The organism is Pseudomonas sp. ADAK18 (genome assembly GCF_012935695.1).
GTDB lineage: Bacteria > Pseudomonadota > Gammaproteobacteria > Pseudomonadales > Pseudomonadaceae > Aquipseudomonas.
Genome location: NZ_CP052859.1, coordinates 2,534,172 through 2,556,264 on the forward strand (window position 1 = coordinate 2,534,172; position 22,093 = coordinate 2,556,264).

Below are 22,093 nucleotides of genomic sequence, written 5' to 3' on the forward strand. Positions count from 1 at the left end.
ACCCCGGCTTTTGTCATGTACTAATGTTCTATCCGTAAACTTTTACAAGGACGCACCATGATTTCCTCCCTTCGCCTCTCCATCGCCGGCCTCGCATTGACAGGCCTGTGCGCCCAGGCCAACGCCGCCAAACTTGAAGATATTGCGCCCTACCCCAAGGCTGACGCGGGGTTCGTACGCCAGGTCATCCACCTGCCGGCGCAAAACAACGAAGCGGACTTCAAGGTCGAAATCCTCGCCGGCAAGACCCTCGACGTAGACTGCAATCTGCAGCGTCTGGGCGGCATGCTGGAAGAAAAGAACCTTGAAGGCTGGGGCTATTCCTTTTATCGGCTGGAGACGGTCAGCAGCCCCATCAGCACCATGATGGGCTGCCCCGACGGCAAGACCCACAAGGACTTCGTGCCCGTGGTGGGTGATGGTTTTGTACTGCGTTACAACAGCAAACTGCCCATCGTTGTATATGTACCAAAAAATGTCGAAGTTCGTTATCGGATCTGGTCAGCCTCGGCTACGGTCAATAACGCCGTCGCCGAATAAGCGGGCTTAAACGATTAATCCGGTATCACGCCCCTACTTGCGCCGCCACCCGTTCGGCGACATGACGCAAACTGTCAAAGTTGATATTGGCACCGGAATTAATCGCCACCAGTGTCTGGCCCTGGATACCGGTCTGCGCCACATAACGGCAGATTCCAGCCACGGCCAGAGCACCTGAAGGCTCGGTGATGGAACGGGTGTCGTCGTAGATCAGTTTGATGGCGCTGCACAGTTGATCGTTGCTGACGGTGATCACCTCATCGACGTACTGCCGGCAGATTTCAAAGCCACAGGCGCCGATCTGCGCGACAGCCGTGCCATCGGCAAACGGGTCAACGCTGGGCAACACCACGCGTTCACCGGCTTGTAATGCAGCCAGCAGGCAACTGGAACCCTCAGGCTCCACACCGATGATGCGCACCTCGGGCCGCAGGTATTTTACGTAGGCTGCGATTCCGGCGATGAGGCCCCCACCGCCCACCGGCACGAAGATCACATCCAACGGTCCTTGCTGCTGGCGCAACACCTCCATGGCCACAGTACCCTGCCCGGCGATCACGTCCGGGTCATCGAACGGCGAGACAAAGGTGCAACCCGACGCCTCGGCCAATTGCAACGCATGGGCCAGAGCAAAGGGAAAGCTGGCACCGTGCAAGACCGCCTCGGCTCCCCGAGAGCGCACCCCCACCACTTTGAGTTCCGGGGTGCTGCAAGGCATGACAATGGTGGCTTTGATCCCCAACTGCCGCGCCGCCAGCGCCACGCCTTGTGCATGATTGCCCGCCGAGGCGGTCACCACACCTCGCGCTTTTTGCTCATCCGTGAGCTGTACCAGTTTGTTGTAGGCCCCGCGAATCTTGAAAGAAAACGTCGGCTGCAGGTCTTCGCGCTTGAGCAGGACCTGGTTGCCGAGCAGCGCCGAGAGCGCCGGCGCCATCTGCAACGGAGTCCGCACCGCCAGGTCGTAGACCGGCGCGGCCAGGATCTTTTTCACGTAGCGCTCAAGCAATCCCCGGTCAGAGATCGGGGTCACAGGAAGTGGCTGGCGGGTGCTCATCGGTGTCTCCTGGATTTTTTGCAGAGCCCTGGAGACGGAAAAACAAAACCCGCCTCTAAGGCGGGTTTGGGTACAGCCGTGCGCTATCCCGCCAAATAAGGAATGGCGGTAATAATGCTTGGCTGGGAACGGAAGGCTTGAAATGTCATGACATCAAAATTAACCGGGAGGGTTGTGACAAGTCAATGGCCAAGCGTTGTTGGCCCAAAGACTTTACGAGCGACATACGAAACATATACGATTCGTATATCAATCGACGCAGTGAAGCTTATGGGCATCGTCAAGATCACCGACCAATTGCATGAACAAGTCCGTCTGGCCAGCGCCACCATGGACCGCTCCATCAACGCCCAAGCAGAATTCTGGATCAAGATCGGCCTGTTGGCCGAGCTCAATCCCCACCTGGCCTACAACGACCTGATCAACAAGCTGTTGTTGGACAAACCCGACCTGATCCGAGGGCGCATCTGATGATCAAGAGTGCCGAACAGATTGCAGTGATGCGTGAATCGGGCCGCCTGCTGGCGAAGGTATTCACCATGCTCGACGGTTTTGTCACCGCCGGCCAGTCAACACTGGAACTGGACAGCGCCGTGGAAGCCTTCATCCGCGGCGAGCTGCAAGCCCGCCCGGCCAGCTTGGGACAATACGACTACCCCTTCTGCATTAACACCTCGATCAACGAAGTGGTGTGCCATGGCATGCCCGATGCCAAGGCGGTGCTCAAGGACGGCGACATCGTCAACATTGACATCACCCTGGAGAAAGGTGGCTTTATCGCTGACTCCAGCAAGATGTACATGATCGGCACCGTCACGCCCAAGGCCAAACGCCTGGTGGAAATGACCTTCGAGGCGATGTGGGCCGGGATCCGCCAGGTCCGACCGGGCGCGCGCCTGGGGGATATCGGTCATGCCATCCAGACCCATGCCCAGAACAACGGTTACAGCGTGGTCCGCGAATATTGCGGGCACGGCATCGGCAAGGAGATGCATGAAGAGCCGCAGATCCTGCACTTCGGCCGCCCCGGCACCGGCCTGACGCTGCGTGAAGGCATGGTGTTTACCATCGAACCGATGTTGAACCAGGGCAGCGCCAAGGTTCGCAGCTTGAACGATGGATGGACGGTGGTGACGCGGGACAACAGTTTGTCAGCGCAGTGGGAACATACGGTGGCGGTGACGGCGGATGGTTTTGAAGTGCTGACGCTGCAACCCAACGCCTAGGCGATACACATCAAATGTGGGAGCAGCATCTCAGACCGCCTTATCACCGCCCCCGGCAATCCGCTTGAGCCCCAGCACCATTCCCCCCGCGCCCAGCCCCATCGCCACCAGAAACAAGGGGTACGCCACCCACCACGGCGTACCCGCCGTCATCATGCTGAACTCGGACATCCCGCCAATACTGGCGATCAGGTTCAACGGTAGAAACACCACGTTGATCAGCGTCAACTTGCGCAGCAGGTTGTTCATACTGTTGTTCATCAAGTTGCCCCGGGCATCGATCAGCCCGGAGAACACGTTGGAATAGATCTCCGCCTGTTTGTAGCACTGGTTGTTCTCGATGATCAGGTCATCGATCAACCCCAGGGTCTCCAGGCTGAAGTGCTCCTTCTCGCCATGGTTGCGCAACCGCGTCAGCACCGCGCCGTTGCTGTGCAGGGCGTTGATGTAATAGATCAGGCTCTCGCTGAGGCTGAACATCTGCATCAGGTGGCGATTGCTCATCGAGGCGTTGAACTGCTGCTGCAACTCCCGGGCGACCAGTTTGATCACCTTGAGGTGGCCCAAGTAGTGATGGACGTTGTTGAGCAGCAGATCCAGCAGTACGTCCAGCGGCGTATGCAGCGGCCTGCGTGCTCCCAGCCCGGAAAGCTGGCTGTCGCCGGTGGCGATGACAAGCAGGCGATTTTGCGAGAACAGCAAGCCGCAAGACGACACTTCAAACACTAGGTTGCTGCCACCCGAGTAGTTTTCCGGACGCTTCCAGATCAAAAACAGGTTGTCGGGATGGAACTCAATGCGCGACACCTCGTCCGGGTCCAGCGCCGAGGCCAGGGCGTGCTCATCGAGCTTGTAGCGTTCGCGCAGCAGTTCGCGTTCAACACTGTCAGGGTTACTGAACAGCAGGATTTGGGCGCTGTCGTGTTCGGTGTGGTGTAACGCGCCCTCGCTCAATTCAAAGCGCTGGATCATGGACGATCACCAAACCTGGCCTTGACGTTTCAGCTCCAGGCGTCGGACGAACTCCTCCAGCACCAGGGAATACAGGTCGTCTTGCAGGTAGGCGTCTTCGATCCCGGCATCCATATTCGGGTTGTCGTTGACTTCAATCACCACCACCTTGTCGCCGGACTGCTTCAAGTCCACGCCGTACAACCCGTCGCCGATCAGATTCGCGGTTTTGACTGCCAGCTCCACCACCGCCTTCGGTGCCTCGTGAACCGCCAGGGTGCGGCATTCGCCGTTGATGTCCTGACCGATGGCCTTGTGGTTGTAAATCTGCCAATGGCCCTTGGACATGAAGTACTGGCAGGCAAAGATCGGCTTGCGGTTGAGCACGCCAATGCGCCAGTCATATTCGGTGTAGAAGAATTCCTGGGCCAGCAACAGCACCGAGTGTTCGAACAGTTCGGCGGTGGCCGTCAGCAGCGCTTGCTGGCTTTCCACCTTGATCACCCCACGGGAGAAACAACCGTCGGGGATTTTCAGCACCAGGGGGAAGCTCAGACGTTCACCGACTCGTTCGAAATCTTCCGGTCGTTCCTTGTAGAGAATCTCGGTGGCGGGCATGCCCAGTTGATGGCTTTTCAGCAGGTCAGTGAGGTAGACCTTGTTGGTGCAGCGCAGGATCGATGCGGGGTCATCCATCACCACCAGCCCTTCGCTCTCGGCTTTTTTCGCAAAACGGTAAGTGTGGTTGTCGACACTGGTGGTCTCGCGGATCAGCAAGGCATCGTATTCGGCCAGCCGGGCGTAGTCCTTGCGCTCGATCAGTTCGACATCAATGCCCAAGCCCTTACCCACCCGTACGAAGTTATCCAGCGCCTTGGCATTGGAAGGTGGCAATTGCTCCTGGGGATCATGAAGGATTGCCAGGTCATAACGGGCCAGCCGCCGGGAACGCGGTTGCCGCCAGATCTTGCGGCTGAAGTTGTCCAGGGCATTGGCGAATTGATCTTCCTGATCGTCGCGCAACTTATGCAAGACACCAGACTTTATACCTTCGATGTGCCAGCCGTTATTCTTGCGAAATTCAACTAACAGGATCGGACACGGAAACGCTTCGAATAACTGCCGGGCCAAATCCTGCAACGGCTCGATATTGGTTCGACCAAAATAAAGTGTCAGGGTAAAGCCTTCGGTATTACTGTAAAGGTGATGACTCAAGGCTTTATCGAGGGTTTTATCCAAGTCATCCAAAGCCAGGCCATACAGGGACTTTTTCGTCAGTTCGCTGATGGTCCGAACCGACGGAATGACCTTGTGCCCCCGCGCCTCAGCCAGCAGCGAGCAGTAATACCCGTGCCCCAGGTACTTGTAGCTGCGGCACAGGTTGATCACCTGTACCCGCTTGCCTGCCTCGTTCTCCCGGGGGTGTTCGAGGTATTCCTGGGCGGTGACAATGTCTTCGCTAGGGAAGTAGGACGCCCAGTCTTCCTTGCGTTCGACAATAATCACGACTTGGCTTGCACTCTTGGGCGGTGTGGGAAAATAACCGCCGGAAGTTATTGTCGCCGCCACTGTTTGCTCGGATACTTCTCGCCAATGACTTTGTACCGCTGACATATTGATTGATCCGCTAGAGAACTTGACCTTTTCTATTAAGCACGATCTTTCAGAGAAGTCCCGTTTCGTTACGCAACTTTTACGGCGGTCATATGGCTCTTTCCTTTCGCGTTGCAACACTCGATGATTTGCCAGCATTGGTGACATTGGAACAACACTGTTTCACCACAGATCGGCTCACCCCCCGCAGTTTCCAGTGGATGGTCAGCCGTGCACACGCGCAGCTGCTGGTGGCCGAAAACGATGGGCAATTGCTCGGTTATGCCTTGGTGCTGTTCCACCGAGGCACATCGTTGGCGCGCCTGTACTCCATTGCCATCGCCGCGCCTGCCCGGGGGATGGGATTGGGCAAACAGCTACTGACCCGTATCGAAGCCTGCGCCCTGGAGCACGACTGCGCCTACCTGCGTCTTGAAGTACGCATCGACAACCCTGGCGCCATCGCCTTGTATGAACGCAATGGCTATCGCCGCTTTGCGCTGATCAACGACTATTACGAAGACCACACCGACGCCTTGCGCCTGGAGAAACGCATTCTCCAACATCATGATGCACGGGCCTTGAGCGTGCCCTATTACCAGCAGACCACCGATTTTACCTGCGGCGCGGCCTGCCTGCTGATGGCCATGGGGGCCCTGGAGCCAAACCGTGTGGCCCTGCGTCGCGAAGAGTTGCAGATCTGGCGCGAGGCAACCACCGTATTCATGACCGCCGGCCATGGGGGTTGCAGTCCCCAAGGCCTGGCGCTGGCCGCCTGGCGCCGGGGTTTTCGGGTGCGCATGCAGGTGAATGTCCGTGGGCCGCTGTTTCTCGATGGCGTGCGTGATCAGCATAAAAAAGACGTCATGCGCCTGGTGCATGAGGCTTTTGAAGAGGAGTTGGCCGGCAGCGATGTCGAGCAGGTGTTCGGCGGCCCGCTGGACCTGGTGCAGGTATTGAACGATGGAGGTCAGCCGCTGGTGCTAATCAGCAGCTACCGATTGACGCGCTCCAAGTCACCGCATTGGGTGATCGTGACGGATTGCGATGAGGAGTTTGTCTACCTGCATGATCCGGACGTGGACCACAGCCAGCATCGCCAACCCATGGACTGCCAGCACCTGCCGGTCAGCCATGGGGAGTTCGAGCGAATGTGCCGGTTTGGCAATAACAAGCTTCGGGCTGCGGTGGTGGTGTACCCGCCGAAAACAACTCACCCGTAGCAGCTGTCGAGTGAGGTTCAGGACGGTATCTACGCGGTCAAAAGCCCAGTGCATATCAAGCCACTTGCTTGATCCCGGCCTTGGCCTCCAGCTCCCGCACCAGAGGGAGCACGCGCTTGCCGAAGTATTCGACTTCCTCCTGGAAATGCAGGAACCCCGCCAGCACCAGGTCCACTCCCACCGCTTTCAGGGCGACGATACGCTCGGCAATCTGCTGCGGGGTGCCAATCAGATTGGTCTTGAAGCCGTCGTTGTATTGCACCAGGTCTTCAAAGCTGGACTTGGCCCAGTTGCCCTCGCCTTCCGGTGAGGCTTTACCGGCCTGTTTGGCCGCGTCACCAAAGGCGTTAACCGCTTCCGGATCGGCCTTGTCGATGATTTCCGCGAGCACGGCGCGCGCTTCTTCTTCGGTGTCGCGGGCGATGACAAAGGCGTTCACCCCAACCTTCACCGAATGGTTATTGGTCGCCGCCTTGGCACGGATGTCATCGACCTGGGCCTTGATGCCTTCCGGTGTGTTGCCGTTGGTGAAGTACCAATCCGAGACCCGCGCTGCCATATCCCGCGCAGCCCGTGAACTGCCGCCCTGGAAAATTTCCGGATGCGGTTCGCCCAGCGGTTTAGGCTTGAGGCTGTAGTTGTTGAAACGGTAGAAATCGCCCTTGAAGGTAAAGTCGTCCTGGGTCCAGACGCCCTTCAATACGCGGATGAACTCTTCGGAGCGGCGATAACGCTCGTCATGCTCCAGCCAGTGTTCACCGATGGCATGGAACTCACCTTTGAACCAGCCGCTGACGATATTCACGGCAATACGGCCATTGGTCAGTTGGTCGATGGTCGCCAATTGCTTGGCCGCCAACGCCGGTTGCCACGGCCCGGGCAGGATCGCCGCGATGACTTTCAGTTTGGTAGTGGAGGCCAATAGCGCATGACTGAACGCTACGGACTCATGCTGGTATTCGGCGCCATAACCGGCAGTAAAGCGGATCTGAGTCAGGGCATATTCAAAACCGGCCGCTTCGGCCAGTTGCGCCAGTTTACGGTTGTAGTCGATGCCCCAACTGGTGCGCTGTTCGATCTTGCTCACCACCAGCCCACCGCTGACGTTGGGTACCCAATAGGCAAATTTGACGGCTTGTTGGCTCATTGAGCGATACCTCTGTGCAGGGGATGTACCGCTGATGGAGCAGCAAGCGTGCCAGTGATTCCCAAAGCCGCGTACCAAAGGGCTCCGGGAGGGGTTCGAGGGTAAAACAGCCAGGCTGCTGGCTGTTGCAGATCCCCAAGTTTTGTTGGATCACTGTTGGTGGAGCAACACTCGCCACAGGCCCCGCCCAGGAAACACAGGGGTTATCCCTCGGCACGGACTCTGCAATGGTCTTGGCAATGCACCCCCTTCCAAGGAGCCGTAACCATGACCGAGCATCATGTCATCAACCCACTGTCCACCGGCGTCGACTACCAAACCCTGGCCGGGCGTTTCCGCCCGATCTTCCAACGTATCGCCTCTGGCGCCGTGGAGCGCGAGCAAACCCGCGCCCTGCCCTTCGAACCAATCCAGTGGCTCAAGGAAGCCGGTTTCGGCGCCGTACGAGTGCCGGTGGAATACGGCGGCGGCGGCGCCTCCCTGCCCCAGTTGTTTGAACTGCTGATCGAGCTGGCCGAAGCTGACTCCAATGTGCCCCAGGCTCTGCGTGGGCACTTCGCGTTCGCCGAGGACCGTTTGAATGCCACGCCGGGAGCCGCGCGAGACCTGTGGTTCAAGCGTTTTGTCGACGGCGACATTGTCGGCTGTGCCTGGACCGAAATCGGCAACGTGGCCATTGGCGATGTCATCACCAAGGTCAGCCCAGACGGTGACAAATGGAAACTCAACGGGGAAAAGTTCTACAGCACCGGTAGCATTTTTTCCGATTGGATAGACGTTTACGCTCAGCGTAGCGACACCGGCGCCGACGTGATTGCCGCTACCCACACCCGCCAGCCGGGTGTGGTGCAAAGCGATGACTGGGACGGTTTTGGCCAGCGCACTACCGGCAGTGGCACGTCGAAGTTCACCGACGCGGTGGTGGAAGCCGAAAACCTGATCGACTTTGCGACACGGTTTAAATACCAGACGGCGTTTTACCAACTGGTGTTGCTGGCGACCTTGGCAGGTATCGGTCGTGCAGCCCTCAATGATGTGGCCCATCAAGTCCGCGTACGTAAACGTATCTACAGCCACGGCAATGCCGCGCATGTGAGCCAGGATGCGCAGATTCAACAGGTGGTGGGTGAAGTGGCGGCACTGGTGTATGCCGCCGAAGCCAGTGCGATAAAAGCTGCATTCCCCGCGCAACGTGCGTACCTGGCGCGGTTTGGCGGGGATGATGCCGTGGAGCGCGAAGCAAATGTGGTTGCTGAAATCGAGTCGGCCAAGGCACAGGTGGTGGTGTCGGAACTGATCCAGCGGGCCACGAGCGAGCTGTTCAACGCGTTGGGCGCCTCGGATGTCCGCGAGGGCAAATCCCTTGATCGGCACTGGCGCAATGCGCGGACGGTGTCATCGCATAATCCGGTGATCTACAAGGCGCGAATTGTCGGGGATTGGGTAATCAACAGAACGGATCCGCTTTTTGTCTGGCAGATTGGGAATGGGCCAGTGAAGCGTTAAGCGTTTGCAGTGAATTCAAGGCCCTCATCGCGGACGGAACAGTCGCCGCAGGATCAGGTTATGGGTAAGATATCGACCCTTCGCGCAGCCCCTTTCTGCGCCCGCCGAATTAAGTCGATCCCATGCCCTTCGAACTCAGCGTTGACCTCACCACCCTGGCCATCCTGGCCTTCGTCGCGTTTATCGCCGGTTTCATCGATGCCATTGCCGGCGGTGGAGGCTTGCTGACCACGCCGGCCCTGCTTACCGCCGGTATGCCGCCCCATCTGGTGCTGGGCACCAATAAGCTCAGCTCGACCTTCGGCTCGGCCACTGCCAGCTTCACCTTCTATCGGCGCAAGCTGTTCCATCCAAGGCAGTGGGTGCATGCGATTGTCGGCACCTTGATTGGCGCGCTCGCCGGGGCGATCGTCGCCCATTACCTGCCCGCCGAAACCCTGAACAAGATGTTACCGGTGATTGTCTTCGGTTGTGGCCTGTACCTGTTGTTCGGCGGTACGCCCAAGGCTGCGCTGGACAACGATGCGCCGATCAAGAAGAAATGGCAGTCGACCCAAGGCTTCGGCCTGGGCTTCTACGATGGCGTCGCCGGGCCCGGCACCGGCGCATTCTGGACCGTCAGCACGATGCTGTTGCACCCAATCGACCTGGTGAAGGCCAGCGGCGTGGCGCGCAGCATGAACTTCGTCAGCAACGCAGCGGCGCTGTCGGTGTTCATCTTCAACGGTTCGGTGGATTGGATCGTCGGCCTGTGCATGGGCTTTTCGGTGATGGTGGGCGCATTCTTTGGCGCACGCAGCGCAATCAGCGGCGGCGCCAAATTCATTCGCCCGGTGTTTATCACCGTGGTCTTGGGCCTGACCGTGCGCCTAGCCTGGCAGCACTGGTTCAGCGCGGCCTAAACGGCGGGCCAGGTAGAGATCGATCAGGTAGCGGGCAATCGAGCGTGACGCCGGCAACGGCGGCAGTTCATGGATGTTGAACCACTGCGCATCTTCGATCTCATCGGCTTGAGGCACGATATCGCCGCCAGCGTATTCGGCGTGAAACCCCAGCATCATCGAGTGTGGGAACGGCCAGCACTGGCTGCCCATGTACTGGATGTTTTTCACCTCAACCTGTACTTCCTCACGCACTTCGCGAATCAGACAGTCTTCGGCCGACTCTCCCGGCTCGGCAAACCCGGCCAGGGTGCTGTAGACCCCGGTGACGAAGCGCGGCGAACGGGCCAGCAGAATTTCGTCACCACGGGTCACCAACACAATCATGCTCGGTGAAATTCGTGGGTAGCTGCGCAGGTCACACGCCTGGCAGAACATCGCCCGCTCCCGTGGCACCTGGACCATGGCCTGACCGCAACTGCCGCAAAATCGGTGCTCACGGGCCCAGGTACCGATTTGCGCGGCGTAGCCCAAAACCTTGTACAGGGTGTGATCGCCCTGCAGCATGAACCCGCGCAGGCCTTGCCAACTACAGCCTGGTATATCACCCGCCGAATTGAGTTCCAGCAGGTACACAGGCTCGCCGTCCAGGTGGCCGATGCCATGCTCGGCGAACACCGAAATATCCTGGCGTTTGAGCCACTCTCGGGGGAACAGCGGCCCGTTGTCGTCCCGTAAAAAGCCGTCGCGGCTACGGGCCACGGCCCAGCCACCTGGGGTTTCATTGTCCAGCAACGTCGTGGTAATCCAGCCTGGGGTCATGTTCAGTCAATCCACAAATTCGGGTTTCTGCTTGCTCATATGGGCCGCGATGGCCACGCGCAGGTCATTGGATTGCAGCATAGCTGCGTTCCAGGTGGCAACGTATTCCAGACCGTCATTGATCGTGTGGTCACGCATGTAGCTGATCATGGCTTTGGTGCCGGTCACGGCAATCGGTGATTTGGCAGCAATGTCCCGGGCGATGTCCATCACTCCGGCCAACAGGCTTTCCTGATCGCTGTAGACACGATTTACCAAACCGATATTGCGTGCCTCTTCGGCGTCGAACTGGCGACCGGTGTAGGCCAACTCGCGCAACATACCGTCGCCGATGATCCGTGGCAGGCGCTGCAAGGTACCCACGTCGGCGGCCATGCCGATATCGATTTCCTTGATAGAGAACTTTGCATCACCGGCAGCGTAACGCATGTCGCAGGCACTGATCAGGTCGATCGCCCCGCCGATGCAATAACCCTGGATGGCCGCCAATACCGGCTTGCGGCAATTATCGACGGCGTTGAACGAGGCTTGCAGTTGCAGGATCTTGCGCCGCAGCAGGCGGGCGTTACGGCCTACATCCTTGCCGAACTCATTAGCTACCGAGGCCAGCATCATGAGGTCGATGCCCGAGGAAAAGTGCTTGCCGGCACCGCTAAGCACCACCGCACGCACGGCGTCGGTGTCTTCAATCCATTGGAAGATGTCGATGATTTCGGTCCAGAACGCGGCGTTCATCGCGTTGATTTTTTCCGGACGGTTGATCTGCACATGGGCGACGTTGCCTGTGAGTTCGACGACAAGGGCTTGGTATTCGGACATGGCAGTGATCCTTGACTGGCGGCTGATAAGGGCCGAACTATAACAAGGCTGCGTGATGCGGGGTAAGGCTGTGCATGCGCCAAAAACAGGACTTGTGGCCACGCCCCCTGTAGCCTCTGACGCAGCCTGCGATCGGCTGCGCAACAGTCGTCAGGCTCTTGAAACCGCCGAAGGTCCTTCGGCCCTTATCGCAGCCTCGTGCCTCGGCAGCGGCTACAGGGAGTGTGCCGATCACTTGTAGCCGCTGGCGCAGCCTGCGATCGGCTGCGCAGCAGTCGTCAGGATCTTGAAACTGCCGAAGGTTCTTCGGCCCTTATCGCAGCGGCTACAGTTGAGTCGGCAGCCACAGTCGGAACCGCGCCCCGCCCAACGGCGACGCCTGGGCCGTCAACGTCCCGCCCTGCGCTTCCAGCGCCCGTCGACTGATTGCCAGCCCCAGGCCAAAACCACCCGTGGCTCTATCGCGGCTGCGATCCAGACGATAGAACGGTTCAAAAATCCGCTCACGCTGATCCGTCGGGATGCCAATCCCGTCGTCATCCACCCAAATCTCACAGCCGTTGGGACACACCTTGACCCCCACCTGAATCCGTCGCTCGCAATACCGCATGGCATTGCGCAGCAGGTTCTGCAGCGCGCGGGCGGTAAGCCGCGGGTCGAGGGTAAAGCGCTCCACGGAGCAATCCAGTGCCACATCGATAACGATTTCAGGGTTTTCCAGCTCATCGTCGACGCTGCCCAGGATACTGTCGATAAACTCGTCCAGCACCACCTCCACCCGCTCCGGCAATTGAGCCGGGTTTTGCAAGCGGCTGTAGGAAAGCAGCTCCAGCACCAGCTCATCCAGCTCACGAATATGCGCCACCAGGCCTTGCAGGCGTTCGCGGCTCGGCGCCGGAAGGTCATCGGAGAGCGCCAGGGCCAGGCCAAAGTCCAACCGGGTCAGTGGCGTACGCAATTCGTGGGAAACGGCATTGAGCAGGTCACGCTGCTGGTTGAGCAGGTGTTCGATGTCGTCGGCCATGGTGTCGAACACCACCGCCAGGCTGCCGATGTTGGAGCTGGAACGAATATGCGTACGCGCCTCCAGATTGCCCTGCCCCAACTGGGTCGCCGTACTCTTGAGGCGATCCAGATCGCGCCAGTGGCGCCGCAGCCAATACAACAGGCCCGCCAACAGCGCCGCACCGATCAGTACGTTCATGCTCCAGAACAGCAGGTTCATGTCCAGCGGATCCGGCGGCACCGACAGTTTGACCACCAGTTGATCGTCCAGGGGAGAACTGATGTCATCCATCCATCCCCATTCCCCCAGGCGGATCACCGGTTGGTCCTGCTCCAGCAAGCGATGTTCCTCCGGGGTGTAGCTGGCGTCCTGGATACGCAGTAACTGAATTTTCAACGGCGCGAAATCCGCCGCGAGCCGCACGGTGACATTCGCCCACTGCTCCACCGGTACCCGCCGGTATTCGTTGACGATCAGGCTCTGCGTGCCCCGGGACTGTTCGACGTTGTAGTTCATATAACGGTGTTCAAAAACCTGGATCACCACCTTGGGAATCAGGTAGATCGCTGCACTGTAGGTGACGATAGTAATCAGGTAGAGACGAATCAGAACTCTGAACATGAATCAGCATTCCCACTCGGAACGGCTGAACAGGTAGCCCTTGCCCCACACCGTCTTGATCTTTCGCGCCTCACCGGCGTGATCGTCGAACTTGCGTCGCAGCTTGGAGATGGCCACGTCCACCGAGCGGTCGGTACCGTTGAACTCGATACCCCGCAAGCGTTGCAGGATCTGGTCGCGGCTGAGCACTTCACCGGCATGCCGGGCCAGGACCACCAACAAGTTATATTCACCGCTGGACAATTCCACCGGTTGATCACGCCAGGTCACCGAACGCTCCGACAAATCGATGCACAAGTTGCCCATGAGAATCTGGTCGTTGGCCACTTGGGGTTCGGTGAGGCTGCTGCGGCGCAACAGGGTTCGCACGCGGGCCAACAATACCCGGGGTTCACAGGGTTTGGTCACGTAGTCGTCGGCGCCCATTTCCAGGCCCAGCACCTGGTCGTGGCTGTCATCGCGGGCGGTGAGCATCAGGATCGGCAGGCTCGCCGAATCGGCACGCAACAGCCGACAGACTTGCAGACCGTCGAGGCCCGGCAGCATCAGGTCGAGAATCACCAGATCCGGTGGGTTGAGCCGGGCCCGCTCGCGCACGTGGTCGCCACGGCTCAGCACGTTGACGTGATAGCCATTGCGTTCCAGGTAGCTGGCAATCAGCTCGGAGAGTGCGGCGTCGTCTTCCACCAGGAGGATGTTGGGCATGGTGTTTCCAAATAATACAGTTGTTGGTCATACAGAGATCCAATGTGGGAGCGGGCTTGCTCGCGAATGCAGAGTGTCAGTCGCGGATGTATTGACTGATCCACCGCCTTCGCGAGCAAGCCCGCTCCCACATTTGATCTTCAGTGTTTGCAGGATTGTGCAAGGATATACGCCCTCGCGCCCAAGCGCGCTGGCACCTTACATTTCTTCACACACACCCTACACAGCTTCACAGCACTGTGACGGAGGCGCCCGTAGGATGCGCCTGTCAATATTGGGATATCAGCATGTCGAAGAATCTGTTTGCGCCGTTTTGCCTGTTAGCCCTGGCACTGACATTGAGCGCTTGTGACAACTCTTCCAGTGGCCCCCCCGAAATGCCGCTGGCCAAAGTACGCATCGAAACCCTCGAAGCCAAGCCCCTGTCCATCAGCAACGAGCTGAGCGGACGGATCGCGGCGCCGCGCATCGCCGAAGTGCGTGCGCGGGTGGCCGGTGTAGTGCTGCAACGGGTGTTCAAGGAAGGCCATGACGTCAAACAGGGCGATGTGCTGTTCCGTATCGACCCGGCACCGTTCAAGGCTGACCTGGACAGCGCTCAGGCCAGCCTGCGCAAGGCCGAAGCCAATGCGTTCCAGGCCCGCTTGCAGGAGCAACGCTACAGCCAGTTGGTGGAGGGCAACGCCATCAGCGCCCAAGAGTATGACAACGCCCGCGCCGCCGCCCGACAAACCGCCGCTGAAGTCGCCGCCAATCAGGCCGCCGTGCAACGGGCCAAGCTGAGCCTGGGCTACGCCACGGTCACCGCGCCGATTTCCGGCCGCATCGGCCGGGCCTTGGTCACCGAAGGCGCCCTGGTGGGCCAGAACGAAGCCACGCCGCTGGCGGTCATCCAGCAACTGGACCCGATCCACGCTGACCTGACCCAGTCCACCCGCGAGCTCAATGACTTGCGCCGGGCTTTTCGCGCCGGGAACTTGAAGCAAGTCGGCCAGGACCAGGCCAAGGCCACGCTGATCCAGGATGACGGCAGCCTCTACCCCTTGCCCGGCAAGTTGCTGTTCGCCGAGATCAGCGTTGACCCGGGTACCGGCCAGATCATCCTGCGTAGCGAGTTCCCCAACCCGGACCTCGACCTGTTGCCCGGCAGTTTCATCCGCGTACGCCTGGAACAAGCCGTCGACCAGCAAGGCATCAGCGTACCGCAGCGGTCGATCACCCGTGACAGCGCCGGCATTCCCATGGTGTTGCTGCTGGATGCCGAGCAAATGGTCAGTCTGCAACCCGTGGAGTTGGGGTCGGTAATCAACGATCGCTGGATCGTCACCAGTGGCCTCAAGCCCGGTGACCGCATTGTCGTGGAAGGCCTGCAACACGCGCGTCCTGGCGAAAAGGTCCAGGTCGACGACAGCCCCGAGCCACTCGCCCAAGCGCGTGGCCAGTAAGAGAAAGGGATAGCAACTAATGCCGCAGTTCTTTATTGATCGCCCGATCTTCGCCTGGGTGGTCGCCTTGTTTATTCTGTTGGCTGGCGCTCTCGCCATCCCGCAGCTTCCGGTGGCGCAGTACCCCAACGTGGCACCACCGAAAGTGGAAATCTACGCGGTGTACCCGGGCGCCTCGGCCCAGACCCTGGACGAAAGCGTGGTCAGCCTGATCGAGCAAGAGCTCAACGGCGCCGACCACCTGCTGTATTTCGAATCCCAGAGCAGCCTTGGTTCGGCCACCATCACCGCCACCTTCCAGCCAGGCACCAACCCAGAAATGGCTCAGGTCGACGTGCAAAACCGCCTCAAGGCCGTTGAGCCACGCCTGCCGCAAGCGGTGACACAGCAAGGCTTGCAGGTGGAAAAAGTTTCCGCCGGTTTCCTGCTGCTGATCACCCTGACCTCCAGCGACGGCAAGCTTGACGACGTAGCGCTCAGCGATTACCTGGCGCGCAACGTGATGAATGAGATCAAGCGCCTGGACGGCGTCGGCAAGGCGCAGCTGTATGGTGCCGAGCGGGCGATGCGGATCTGGATCGACCCGCAGAAGCTGATCGGTTTCAACTTGACACCCGCCGATGTGAATGCCGCGATTGCCGCGCAGAACGCCCAGGTTTCAGCCGGTAGCATTGGTGACTTGCCGGGCACCTCGACTCAGGAAATCACTGCGTCGATCCTCGTCAAAGGCCAGCTGTCGACGCCTGCGGAATTTGCCGACATCGTGCTCAAGGCCAATCCGGATGGTTCCACTGTGCGTATCGGTGACGTGGCGCGGGTGGAAATTGGCAGCCAGGAATACCAGTTCTCCACGCGCCTGAACGGCAAGCCGTCCACCGCCGTCAGCGTGCAACTGTCGCCGGGGACCAACGCCCTGAACACCGCAACGCTGGTGCGAGCGAAGATGGACGAACTGGCCCGCTATTTCCCGGCCAATGTCGAATACAAGATCCCGTACGACACCTCGCCGTTCGTCAAGGTCTCGATCACCAAAGTGGTGTACACCCTGGGTGAGGCGATGCTGCTGGTGTTTGCGGTGATGTTCCTGTTCCTGCAGAACATCCGCTACACCCTGATCCCGACGCTGGTGGTACCGGTGGCATTGATGGGTACCTTTGCCACCATGCTGTTGCTGGGATTCTCGATCAACGTGTTGACCATGTTCGGCATGGTGCTGGCCATCGGGATCCTGGTGGACGACGCGATTGTGGTGGTGGAGAACGTCGAACGGATCATGGCCACCGAGGGTTTGTCGCCCAAGGAAGCGACGCGCAAGGCCATGGGCCAGATTACGGGTGCGATCGTCGGCATTACCCTGGTGCTGGTGGCCGTGTTCCTGCCAATGGCGTTCATGCCGGGTTCGGTGGGTGTGATCTATCAGCAATTCTCGCTGTCGATGGCCACCTCGATCCTGTTCTCGGCCTTCCTGGCCCTGACCTTGACCCCGGCATTGTGCGCAACCTTGCTCAAGCCGATCGCCAAGGGTGAGCACCATGAAAAGACTGGGTTCTTCGGCTGGTTCAACCGGCGCTTTGAACAGCTGACCAACCGCTACGAAGGTTGGGTGGCCTATGCCATCAAGCGCAGCGGGCGTTACCTGCTGATTTACCTGGTGCTGCTGGTGGGCCTGGGTGTGCTGTTCAGCCGACTGCCCTCCTCGTTCCTGCCGGTGGAAGACCAGGGCTACACCATCACTGACATCCAGCTGCCACCGGGCGCCAGCAAGAACCGCACGGTGCAGGTGGCCGAGCAGATCGAGGCACATAACGCCACTGAGCCTGGCGTGGGCGACACCACGATGATCATGGGCTTCAGTTTCTCCGGTTCCGGGCAGAACGCGGCACTGGCGTTTACCACGCTCAAGGATTGGTCGCAGCGCAGCAGCGAAGATTCGGCTGCCGCCATCGCGGATCGGGCAACCGAAGCCTTTACCGAGCTCAAGGACGCGATTGCCTATGCGATCTTGCCGCCGCCCGTGGATGGCCTGGGCACGTCCAGTGGTTTCGAGTTCCGCTTGCAGGATCGTGGTGGCGTCGGCCATGCCGCGTTGATGGCGGCCCGTACCGAGCTGCTGGCCGCTGCCGAGAAGAGTCCGATCCTCGCCAACGTGCGTGAAAGCGCCCTGGCCGAAGCACCTCAGGTGCAGCTTGAGGTCGACCGCAAGCAAGCCAATGCCCTGGGCATTTCCTTTGCTGATATCGGCAACGTGCTGTCTTCAGCGATTGGTTCGGCCTATATCAACGACTTCCCCAACCAGGGCCGTATGCAGCGGGTTGTCGTGCAGGCTGAAGGCGATCAGCGCAGCCAGGTGGCGGACCTGATGAAGATCCATGTGCGTAACAACGTCGGCAAGATGGTACCGCTGTCAGCCTTCGTGCAAGCCCGTTGGGTGCAGGGCCCGGCGCAGTTGACCCGCTACAACGGTTACCCGGCCATCGCTATTTCCGGTGAGGCCGCGCCCGGCCACAGTACCGGTGAGGCCATGGAGGAAATCCAGCGTCTGGTCACACAATTGCCAGCGGGGCTGGGCCAGGAATGGACCGGCCTGTCGTTGCAGGAACGCTTGTCCGGCTCTCAGGCACCACTGCTGTTGGTACTGTCGCTGCTGATCGTGTTCCTGTGTTTGGCGGCGCTGTATGAAAGCTGGTCGATCCCGACCTCGGTGTTGCTGGTGGTGCCGCTGGGGGTGCTTGGTGCGGTACTGGCCGTGACCTTGCGCGGGATGCCCAACGACGTGTTCTTCAAGGTCGGACTGATTACCATCATCGGTTTGTCGGCAAAAAATGCGATTTTGATCATCGAGTTCGCCAAGGACCTGTACGACCAAGGCGAAGACCTGTTCGAGGCCACCTTGAAGGCTGCGCGCCTGCGTCTGAGGCCGATCATCATGACGTCCCTGGCGTTCATCCTCGGCGTAGTGCCGTTGGCCATCGCCACCGGCGCCAGCTCGGCGAGCCAGCAAGCCATCGGCACCGGAGTGATCGGCGGGATGATCACCGCGACCTTGGCGGTAGTGTTTGTACCGGTGTTCTTTGTGGTGGTCATGAAACTGGTGCGCAAGCGCCACAAAGAGGGCTGAACAATGGATCGAGGTGGGCTAAGGTAGTGCAAACCCTGGCCCATCGAGTTCCCATGTACTTTCTCGCCCGCACCCACCCTCGCCTCTCCACCGCCGCCGTCCTGGGTTTGGCGGTGGGTATCCTGGTTCCGGCCGATACGATCATCAGCAAAGTCCTCTTCGGCTGGAATGCCGGCGTCTGGACCTATCTGGTGCTGATGCTATGGCTGACGATCCGAGCCAAGGCAGACGATGTGAAGCGCATCGCAGAGGTTGAGGATGAGAACGCCGGCCTGGTGCTGTTCATGGTGTGTATTGCGGCCATCGCGAGCCTGGCGACCATTACGTTTGAGTTGATAGGCACCAAGAACCTTGGCACCGCCGAGCGCTTGCTGCACTACGGTTTTACCGGACTGACCGTGATCGGTTCCTGGTTGCTGATCGGGATGATCTTCAGCGTGCACTACGCACGGCTGTATTACACCTGGGAGGGTAAGGAGCCAGCGCTGCGCTTTGCCGAAGGGTTGCTGACACCCAACTATTGGGACTTCCTGTATTTCTCTTTCACCATTGGCGTGGCGGTGCAAACGTCCGACGTGGGCGTCGCGACTCGCAGCCTGCGCAAGATAGTCCTGGCGCAGTCGCTGATTGGCTTTCTGTTCAATACGGCGATTCTGGGGTTTTCGATCAACATTGCCGCTGGGCTGTTCGGCTGAGACTGGACAAAGCCTCTGGAGCACTCCAATACGGGTGTAGGCCAAGTACCGCGCAAAAAAAAGGAAGCCCAAGCTTAATGCCAGTCAGTTAAGGGCGAACACTGTACCTGTGGCGAGGGAGCTTGCTCCCGTTGGGTCGCGAAGCGGCCCCAAAAATGGGACTGCTGCGCAGTCCAACGGGAGCAAGCTCCCTCGCCACAGGTTACTTTTTACCCCCTTCTACTTCTTAACTGACTGGCATTAAGCCCAAGCTTCCTTTTTTCTTAACCAAGTGCCTTAGAAGTCGTAACGCACACCGACGTTGACGCCCCACGGCTGATCGATCTTTTTACCTCGGCTGTGCTCAAAATCAGCATGCAGCTTAACGTTTTTCGACATTGATACCGCCACACCGGCAGCCACTTCGATCCGCGACCCGAACACATCATTATTGAAGGTCTGGTCGTTGATCTTGACCTTGTTACTATGATTGAACTCATGGGCCAACGCGGTACGCAGGTACGGTTGCAATACCCCACCGCTGTCCAGCTGAATGTTTTTACCTGTTGTCACACCCAGCTTGCCGACCACCGAAGCGGAACGGTCGCCCTTGGCGTTCAACCCATTGTCCAGCTCGTAGCTTTGGGCCTGGGTAATGGTCGCCGACAGTTGGGAGTACGGTTCAACAAAGTAGCCGTCATCCAGCTTGATATGCCGACCCACTTCCGCCGATGCACCGACTGCGTTCTGCGCGTAGTTACCCTTGGCACGTTTACCATCACTCATGGTGACGTTGACGTCGTTGTGCAAGCGGTTGAGCTTGGCGACACCGTCGAAGTACAGGCCACTTTCATCGTCCAGCCAGGTGGCATAGGCACCGAGGTAGTAACTCTTGACCTCGCCCTTGCTGCCACGGGTCAGGCTCAAGTCCGAGGTACTGTGACCGGCCATGACACCGGCCAGCCACTGGCCATCACCGCCGGATAATGGAGCATCGGCACCGATGGTGAAACCTTTCTGGATCTGCGAGTAGCCGGCACCGTTCTTGTTGCCCGCTACCTCGAACTTGTTGCCATAGCTGCGCATCCACAAACCGTTGCTCTGGCCGTCGCTGAAGCGCAACTCACCCATGCGCGTACGCAGGATGCTCATCTCACCATACAGCACGGTCGGCGCGCTGTTGAACAAGGCCAGTACCGACTGGGCGCTGGTGCTGGTGCCGCGACGGGTAGGGTCGAGGAACCAGTCAGTGCCTTCTTGCTTCAAACCGTAAGAGTAGGCTCCAACATCGACCGTATCGCCCAACAGGGTGAACTTGCCGTCACCTCCTTCGGTGTGTACCACATGAACGGGTTGGGCATTCGACAACTCTGACCCGGTGGCAGCCAGCAACAAGCTGTGATTGCCCTCGGCCTTGCCTTCGACGTTCAGGAAATCGGTCTGGCCGTTGGAAAAGTCGGTGTGCATGATGTAGGTGCCACTACCGGCCAGACTCTTGACGTCCAGTTGATAGAACTCATCCGGCCCACCGAAATGCACAGTACCGCCGCCCATCTTCAGATCGCCAACAGCGCTGTTGCCTACCAGTACCCAATGGGACTCCTCATTGACGCTCAACTCGGCGACATTTTTCAACTGGCCGGTGAGCCAGGAGCCGTTGTTGAGTTGCAACTTGGCGGTACTGCCGTCCTCAACCACCACATCACCCACCAGAAAGCTGCGGTCGACGTTCATGTTGGCGAGGGAACCACCGGTGACCTCCAGAATATTGCCGTTGCCACCGGTCAAGGTCGACCCGTTGAGCACTTGTATGTCAGCGTCAGTCGAGCCGTATTCATCCCCCTCTACCAGCAACGCCGCCCCGTTGCGGCCTTCAACATGAGAGCCGCTCAATACCAGGGTGCTGGCGTTCATGTCTACATATTCATAGCTCAGGCGTACGCCATTCTCGCCGCCGATGATCCGGCTATCGGACGCACTGGCCGAGCCGCCGAATAGCAGTACTCCGATGCCATTTTCGTCGGTAGCAACCACATCCGAGCCAATGAAGTTAAGTTGGCTGAATGACGTGGCGCGCGCGCCCTCCGTCGAGCCTTGGACGAGGCTATCGAACACATTGACAGTCGATCCATCCTGGGTCAGGAAGTTACGTGCAGCGAGGATGCCCACGCCATTATTGTTAATGACGCTGCTGCCCCTGATTTGAGCATGGCTGCCCTGCAGGTTGACGGCATAGGCAGTCGAGGCTCTGGCTTCAAGCGTAGTGCCGTCAAGACTGACTTGCGAGCCTTGGGTAGCGTAGATGTCCTGCGCCTTGGTCCCTGCATTGAGTGTCAGCTTGCCTGACGAAATACGGGACTGTTTTAACTCGGCACCATTGGACGTCAAGTGGGCATCTTTGCCGATTACCCAGTCATCGACTCTGGCACCGGCCCCAATAGTGCGTTCCATACCTGGATGAAGCTCCGTGGTGGCTTGTGCCAACGAAGCACCTAAAATCAAGAAACCAGCCGCTGGCATTTGAAGCGCTACTGCCAAAGGGTGCCTTTTGAAGAGTGTATTGAAATTCATTGCATGCATACCCGTAAAGAACCTTCCCAAAAGGGAACGAATTGACCGGCACCAAGCGAGATAGGCCCAGGTCATGACGAGCAGCAGATTAGGGATGACGAGTGAATATATATGTAGGATTTATCCTTTATGAGCGTTTGAATTGCTCAACGCCTGGCGTAGGGCCGCTCAAAAAAAAGAGGAGCCAG

Annotated in this window: 18 protein-coding genes; 9 read left to right on the forward strand and 9 right to left on the reverse strand. The window is 59.1% G+C overall.

All coding sequences use genetic code 11. The annotated features are described in order from the left end of the window. Positions 1–57 precede the first annotated feature (57 nt). Positions 58–540, forward strand: coding sequence for a serine protease inhibitor ecotin (gene eco / locus HKK55_RS11255; RefSeq protein ID WP_169354743.1), 483 nt, complete (start codon positions 58–60; stop codon positions 538–540). Positions 541–565: 25 nt separating this feature from the next. Here eco and ilvA read toward each other — a convergent pair whose 3' ends face one another. After that, complete coding sequence (gene ilvA / locus HKK55_RS11260) at positions 566–1,597, reverse strand: threonine ammonia-lyase, biosynthetic (RefSeq protein WP_169354744.1); 1,032 nt, start codon at positions 1,595–1,597, stop codon at positions 566–568. Positions 1,598–1,867: 270 nt separating this feature from the next. On the opposite strand from ilvA, the gene HKK55_RS11265 reads away from it, so the two are divergent. Both HKK55_RS11265 and map read left to right on the forward strand, forming a co-directional pair. Further along, positions 1,868–2,068: a ParD-like family protein gene (locus HKK55_RS11265; RefSeq protein ID WP_169354745.1), complete on the forward strand. Its 201-nt coding sequence runs from the start codon at positions 1,868–1,870 to the stop codon at positions 2,066–2,068. Then, complete coding sequence (gene map / locus HKK55_RS11270) at positions 2,068–2,823, forward strand: type I methionyl aminopeptidase (protein ID WP_169354746.1); 756 nt, start codon at positions 2,068–2,070, stop codon at positions 2,821–2,823. The genes HKK55_RS11265 and map overlap by 1 nt, the downstream gene beginning before the upstream one ends. Positions 2,824–2,853: 30 nt before the next feature. On the opposite strand, the gene HKK55_RS11275 is transcribed toward map, so the two are convergent. Beyond that, positions 2,854–3,795 (reverse strand): magnesium transporter CorA family protein, encoded by a 942-nt coding sequence (locus HKK55_RS11275; RefSeq protein WP_169354747.1) that lies wholly within the window; start codon positions 3,793–3,795, stop codon positions 2,854–2,856. A 6-nt stretch (positions 3,796–3,801) separates the two neighbouring features. Further along, positions 3,802–5,388, reverse strand: a complete 1,587-nt coding sequence (locus HKK55_RS11280) for a RimK family protein (protein ID WP_169354748.1) — start codon at positions 5,386–5,388, stop codon at positions 3,802–3,804. A gap of 92 nt (positions 5,389–5,480) precedes the next feature. On the opposite strand from HKK55_RS11280, the gene HKK55_RS11285 reads away from it, so the two are divergent. Then, entirely contained in the window at positions 5,481–6,590 is a 1,110-nt protein-coding gene (locus HKK55_RS11285; protein ID WP_169354749.1) for a GNAT family N-acetyltransferase/peptidase C39 family protein, read from the forward strand. A 55-nt stretch (positions 6,591–6,645) separates the two neighbouring features. Here the strand turns inward: HKK55_RS11285 and sfnG are convergent, their stop codons facing one another. After that, positions 6,646–7,737, reverse strand: a complete 1,092-nt coding sequence (gene sfnG / locus HKK55_RS11290; protein ID WP_169354750.1) for a dimethylsulfone monooxygenase SfnG — start codon at positions 7,735–7,737, stop codon at positions 6,646–6,648. A gap of 267 nt (positions 7,738–8,004) precedes the next feature. On the opposite strand from sfnG, the gene HKK55_RS11295 reads away from it, so the two are divergent. Further along, positions 8,005–9,243, forward strand: a complete 1,239-nt coding sequence (locus HKK55_RS11295; RefSeq protein ID WP_169354751.1) for an acyl-CoA dehydrogenase family protein — start codon at positions 8,005–8,007, stop codon at positions 9,241–9,243. Between the two features lie 122 nt (positions 9,244–9,365). Next, positions 9,366–10,145 carry a TSUP family transporter gene (locus HKK55_RS11300; RefSeq protein WP_169354752.1) on the forward strand — a complete coding sequence of 260 codons (780 nt, stop codon included), beginning with the start codon at positions 9,366–9,368 and terminating at the stop codon, positions 10,143–10,145. On the opposite strand, the gene nudC is transcribed toward HKK55_RS11300, so the two are convergent. The 4 genes from nudC to HKK55_RS11320 all read right to left on the reverse strand — a co-directional run bounded on the left by nudC (position 10,113) and on the right by HKK55_RS11320 (position 14,097). Next, the gene (nudC, locus tag HKK55_RS11305) at positions 10,113–10,946 is read right to left on the reverse strand and encodes an NAD(+) diphosphatase (RefSeq protein ID WP_169354753.1); all 834 of its coding nucleotides are present in this window, start codon (positions 10,944–10,946) and stop codon (positions 10,113–10,115) included. The genes HKK55_RS11300 and nudC overlap by 33 nt on opposite strands. Before the next feature lie 6 nt (positions 10,947–10,952). After that, positions 10,953–11,765: a crotonase/enoyl-CoA hydratase family protein gene (locus HKK55_RS11310; RefSeq protein WP_169354754.1), complete on the reverse strand. Its 813-nt coding sequence runs from the start codon at positions 11,763–11,765 to the stop codon at positions 10,953–10,955. A 325-nt stretch (positions 11,766–12,090) separates the two neighbouring features. Next, entirely contained in the window at positions 12,091–13,392 is a 1,302-nt protein-coding gene (locus HKK55_RS11315) for an ATP-binding protein (protein ID WP_169354755.1), read from the reverse strand. A 3-nt stretch (positions 13,393–13,395) separates the two neighbouring features. Next, positions 13,396–14,097: a response regulator transcription factor gene (locus tag HKK55_RS11320; protein ID WP_169354756.1), complete on the reverse strand. Its 702-nt coding sequence runs from the start codon at positions 14,095–14,097 to the stop codon at positions 13,396–13,398. A gap of 287 nt (positions 14,098–14,384) precedes the next feature. Here HKK55_RS11320 and HKK55_RS11325 point away from each other — a divergent pair, with 287 nt between their 5' ends. The 3 genes from HKK55_RS11325 to HKK55_RS11335 are packed head-to-tail and all read left to right on the forward strand — an operon-like array spanning position 14,385 to position 19,355. Next, a complete protein-coding gene (locus tag HKK55_RS11325) occupies positions 14,385–15,542 on the forward strand; it encodes an efflux RND transporter periplasmic adaptor subunit (protein ID WP_169354757.1) in 1,158 nt (385 codons plus the stop codon). Between the two features lie 19 nt (positions 15,543–15,561). After that, positions 15,562–18,660 carry an efflux RND transporter permease subunit gene (locus HKK55_RS11330; protein WP_169354758.1) on the forward strand — a complete coding sequence of 1,033 codons (3,099 nt, stop codon included), beginning with the start codon at positions 15,562–15,564 and terminating at the stop codon, positions 18,658–18,660. A gap of 53 nt (positions 18,661–18,713) precedes the next feature. Next, positions 18,714–19,355 (forward strand): DUF1345 domain-containing protein, encoded by a 642-nt coding sequence (locus tag HKK55_RS11335; RefSeq protein ID WP_169354759.1) that lies wholly within the window; start codon positions 18,714–18,716, stop codon positions 19,353–19,355. Between the two features lie 276 nt (positions 19,356–19,631). Here HKK55_RS11335 and HKK55_RS11340 read toward each other — a convergent pair whose 3' ends face one another. Then, positions 19,632–21,905 carry an autotransporter outer membrane beta-barrel domain-containing protein gene (locus HKK55_RS11340; RefSeq protein ID WP_169354760.1) on the reverse strand — a complete coding sequence of 758 codons (2,274 nt, stop codon included), beginning with the start codon at positions 21,903–21,905 and terminating at the stop codon, positions 19,632–19,634. Positions 21,906–22,093: the final 188 nt, after the last annotated feature.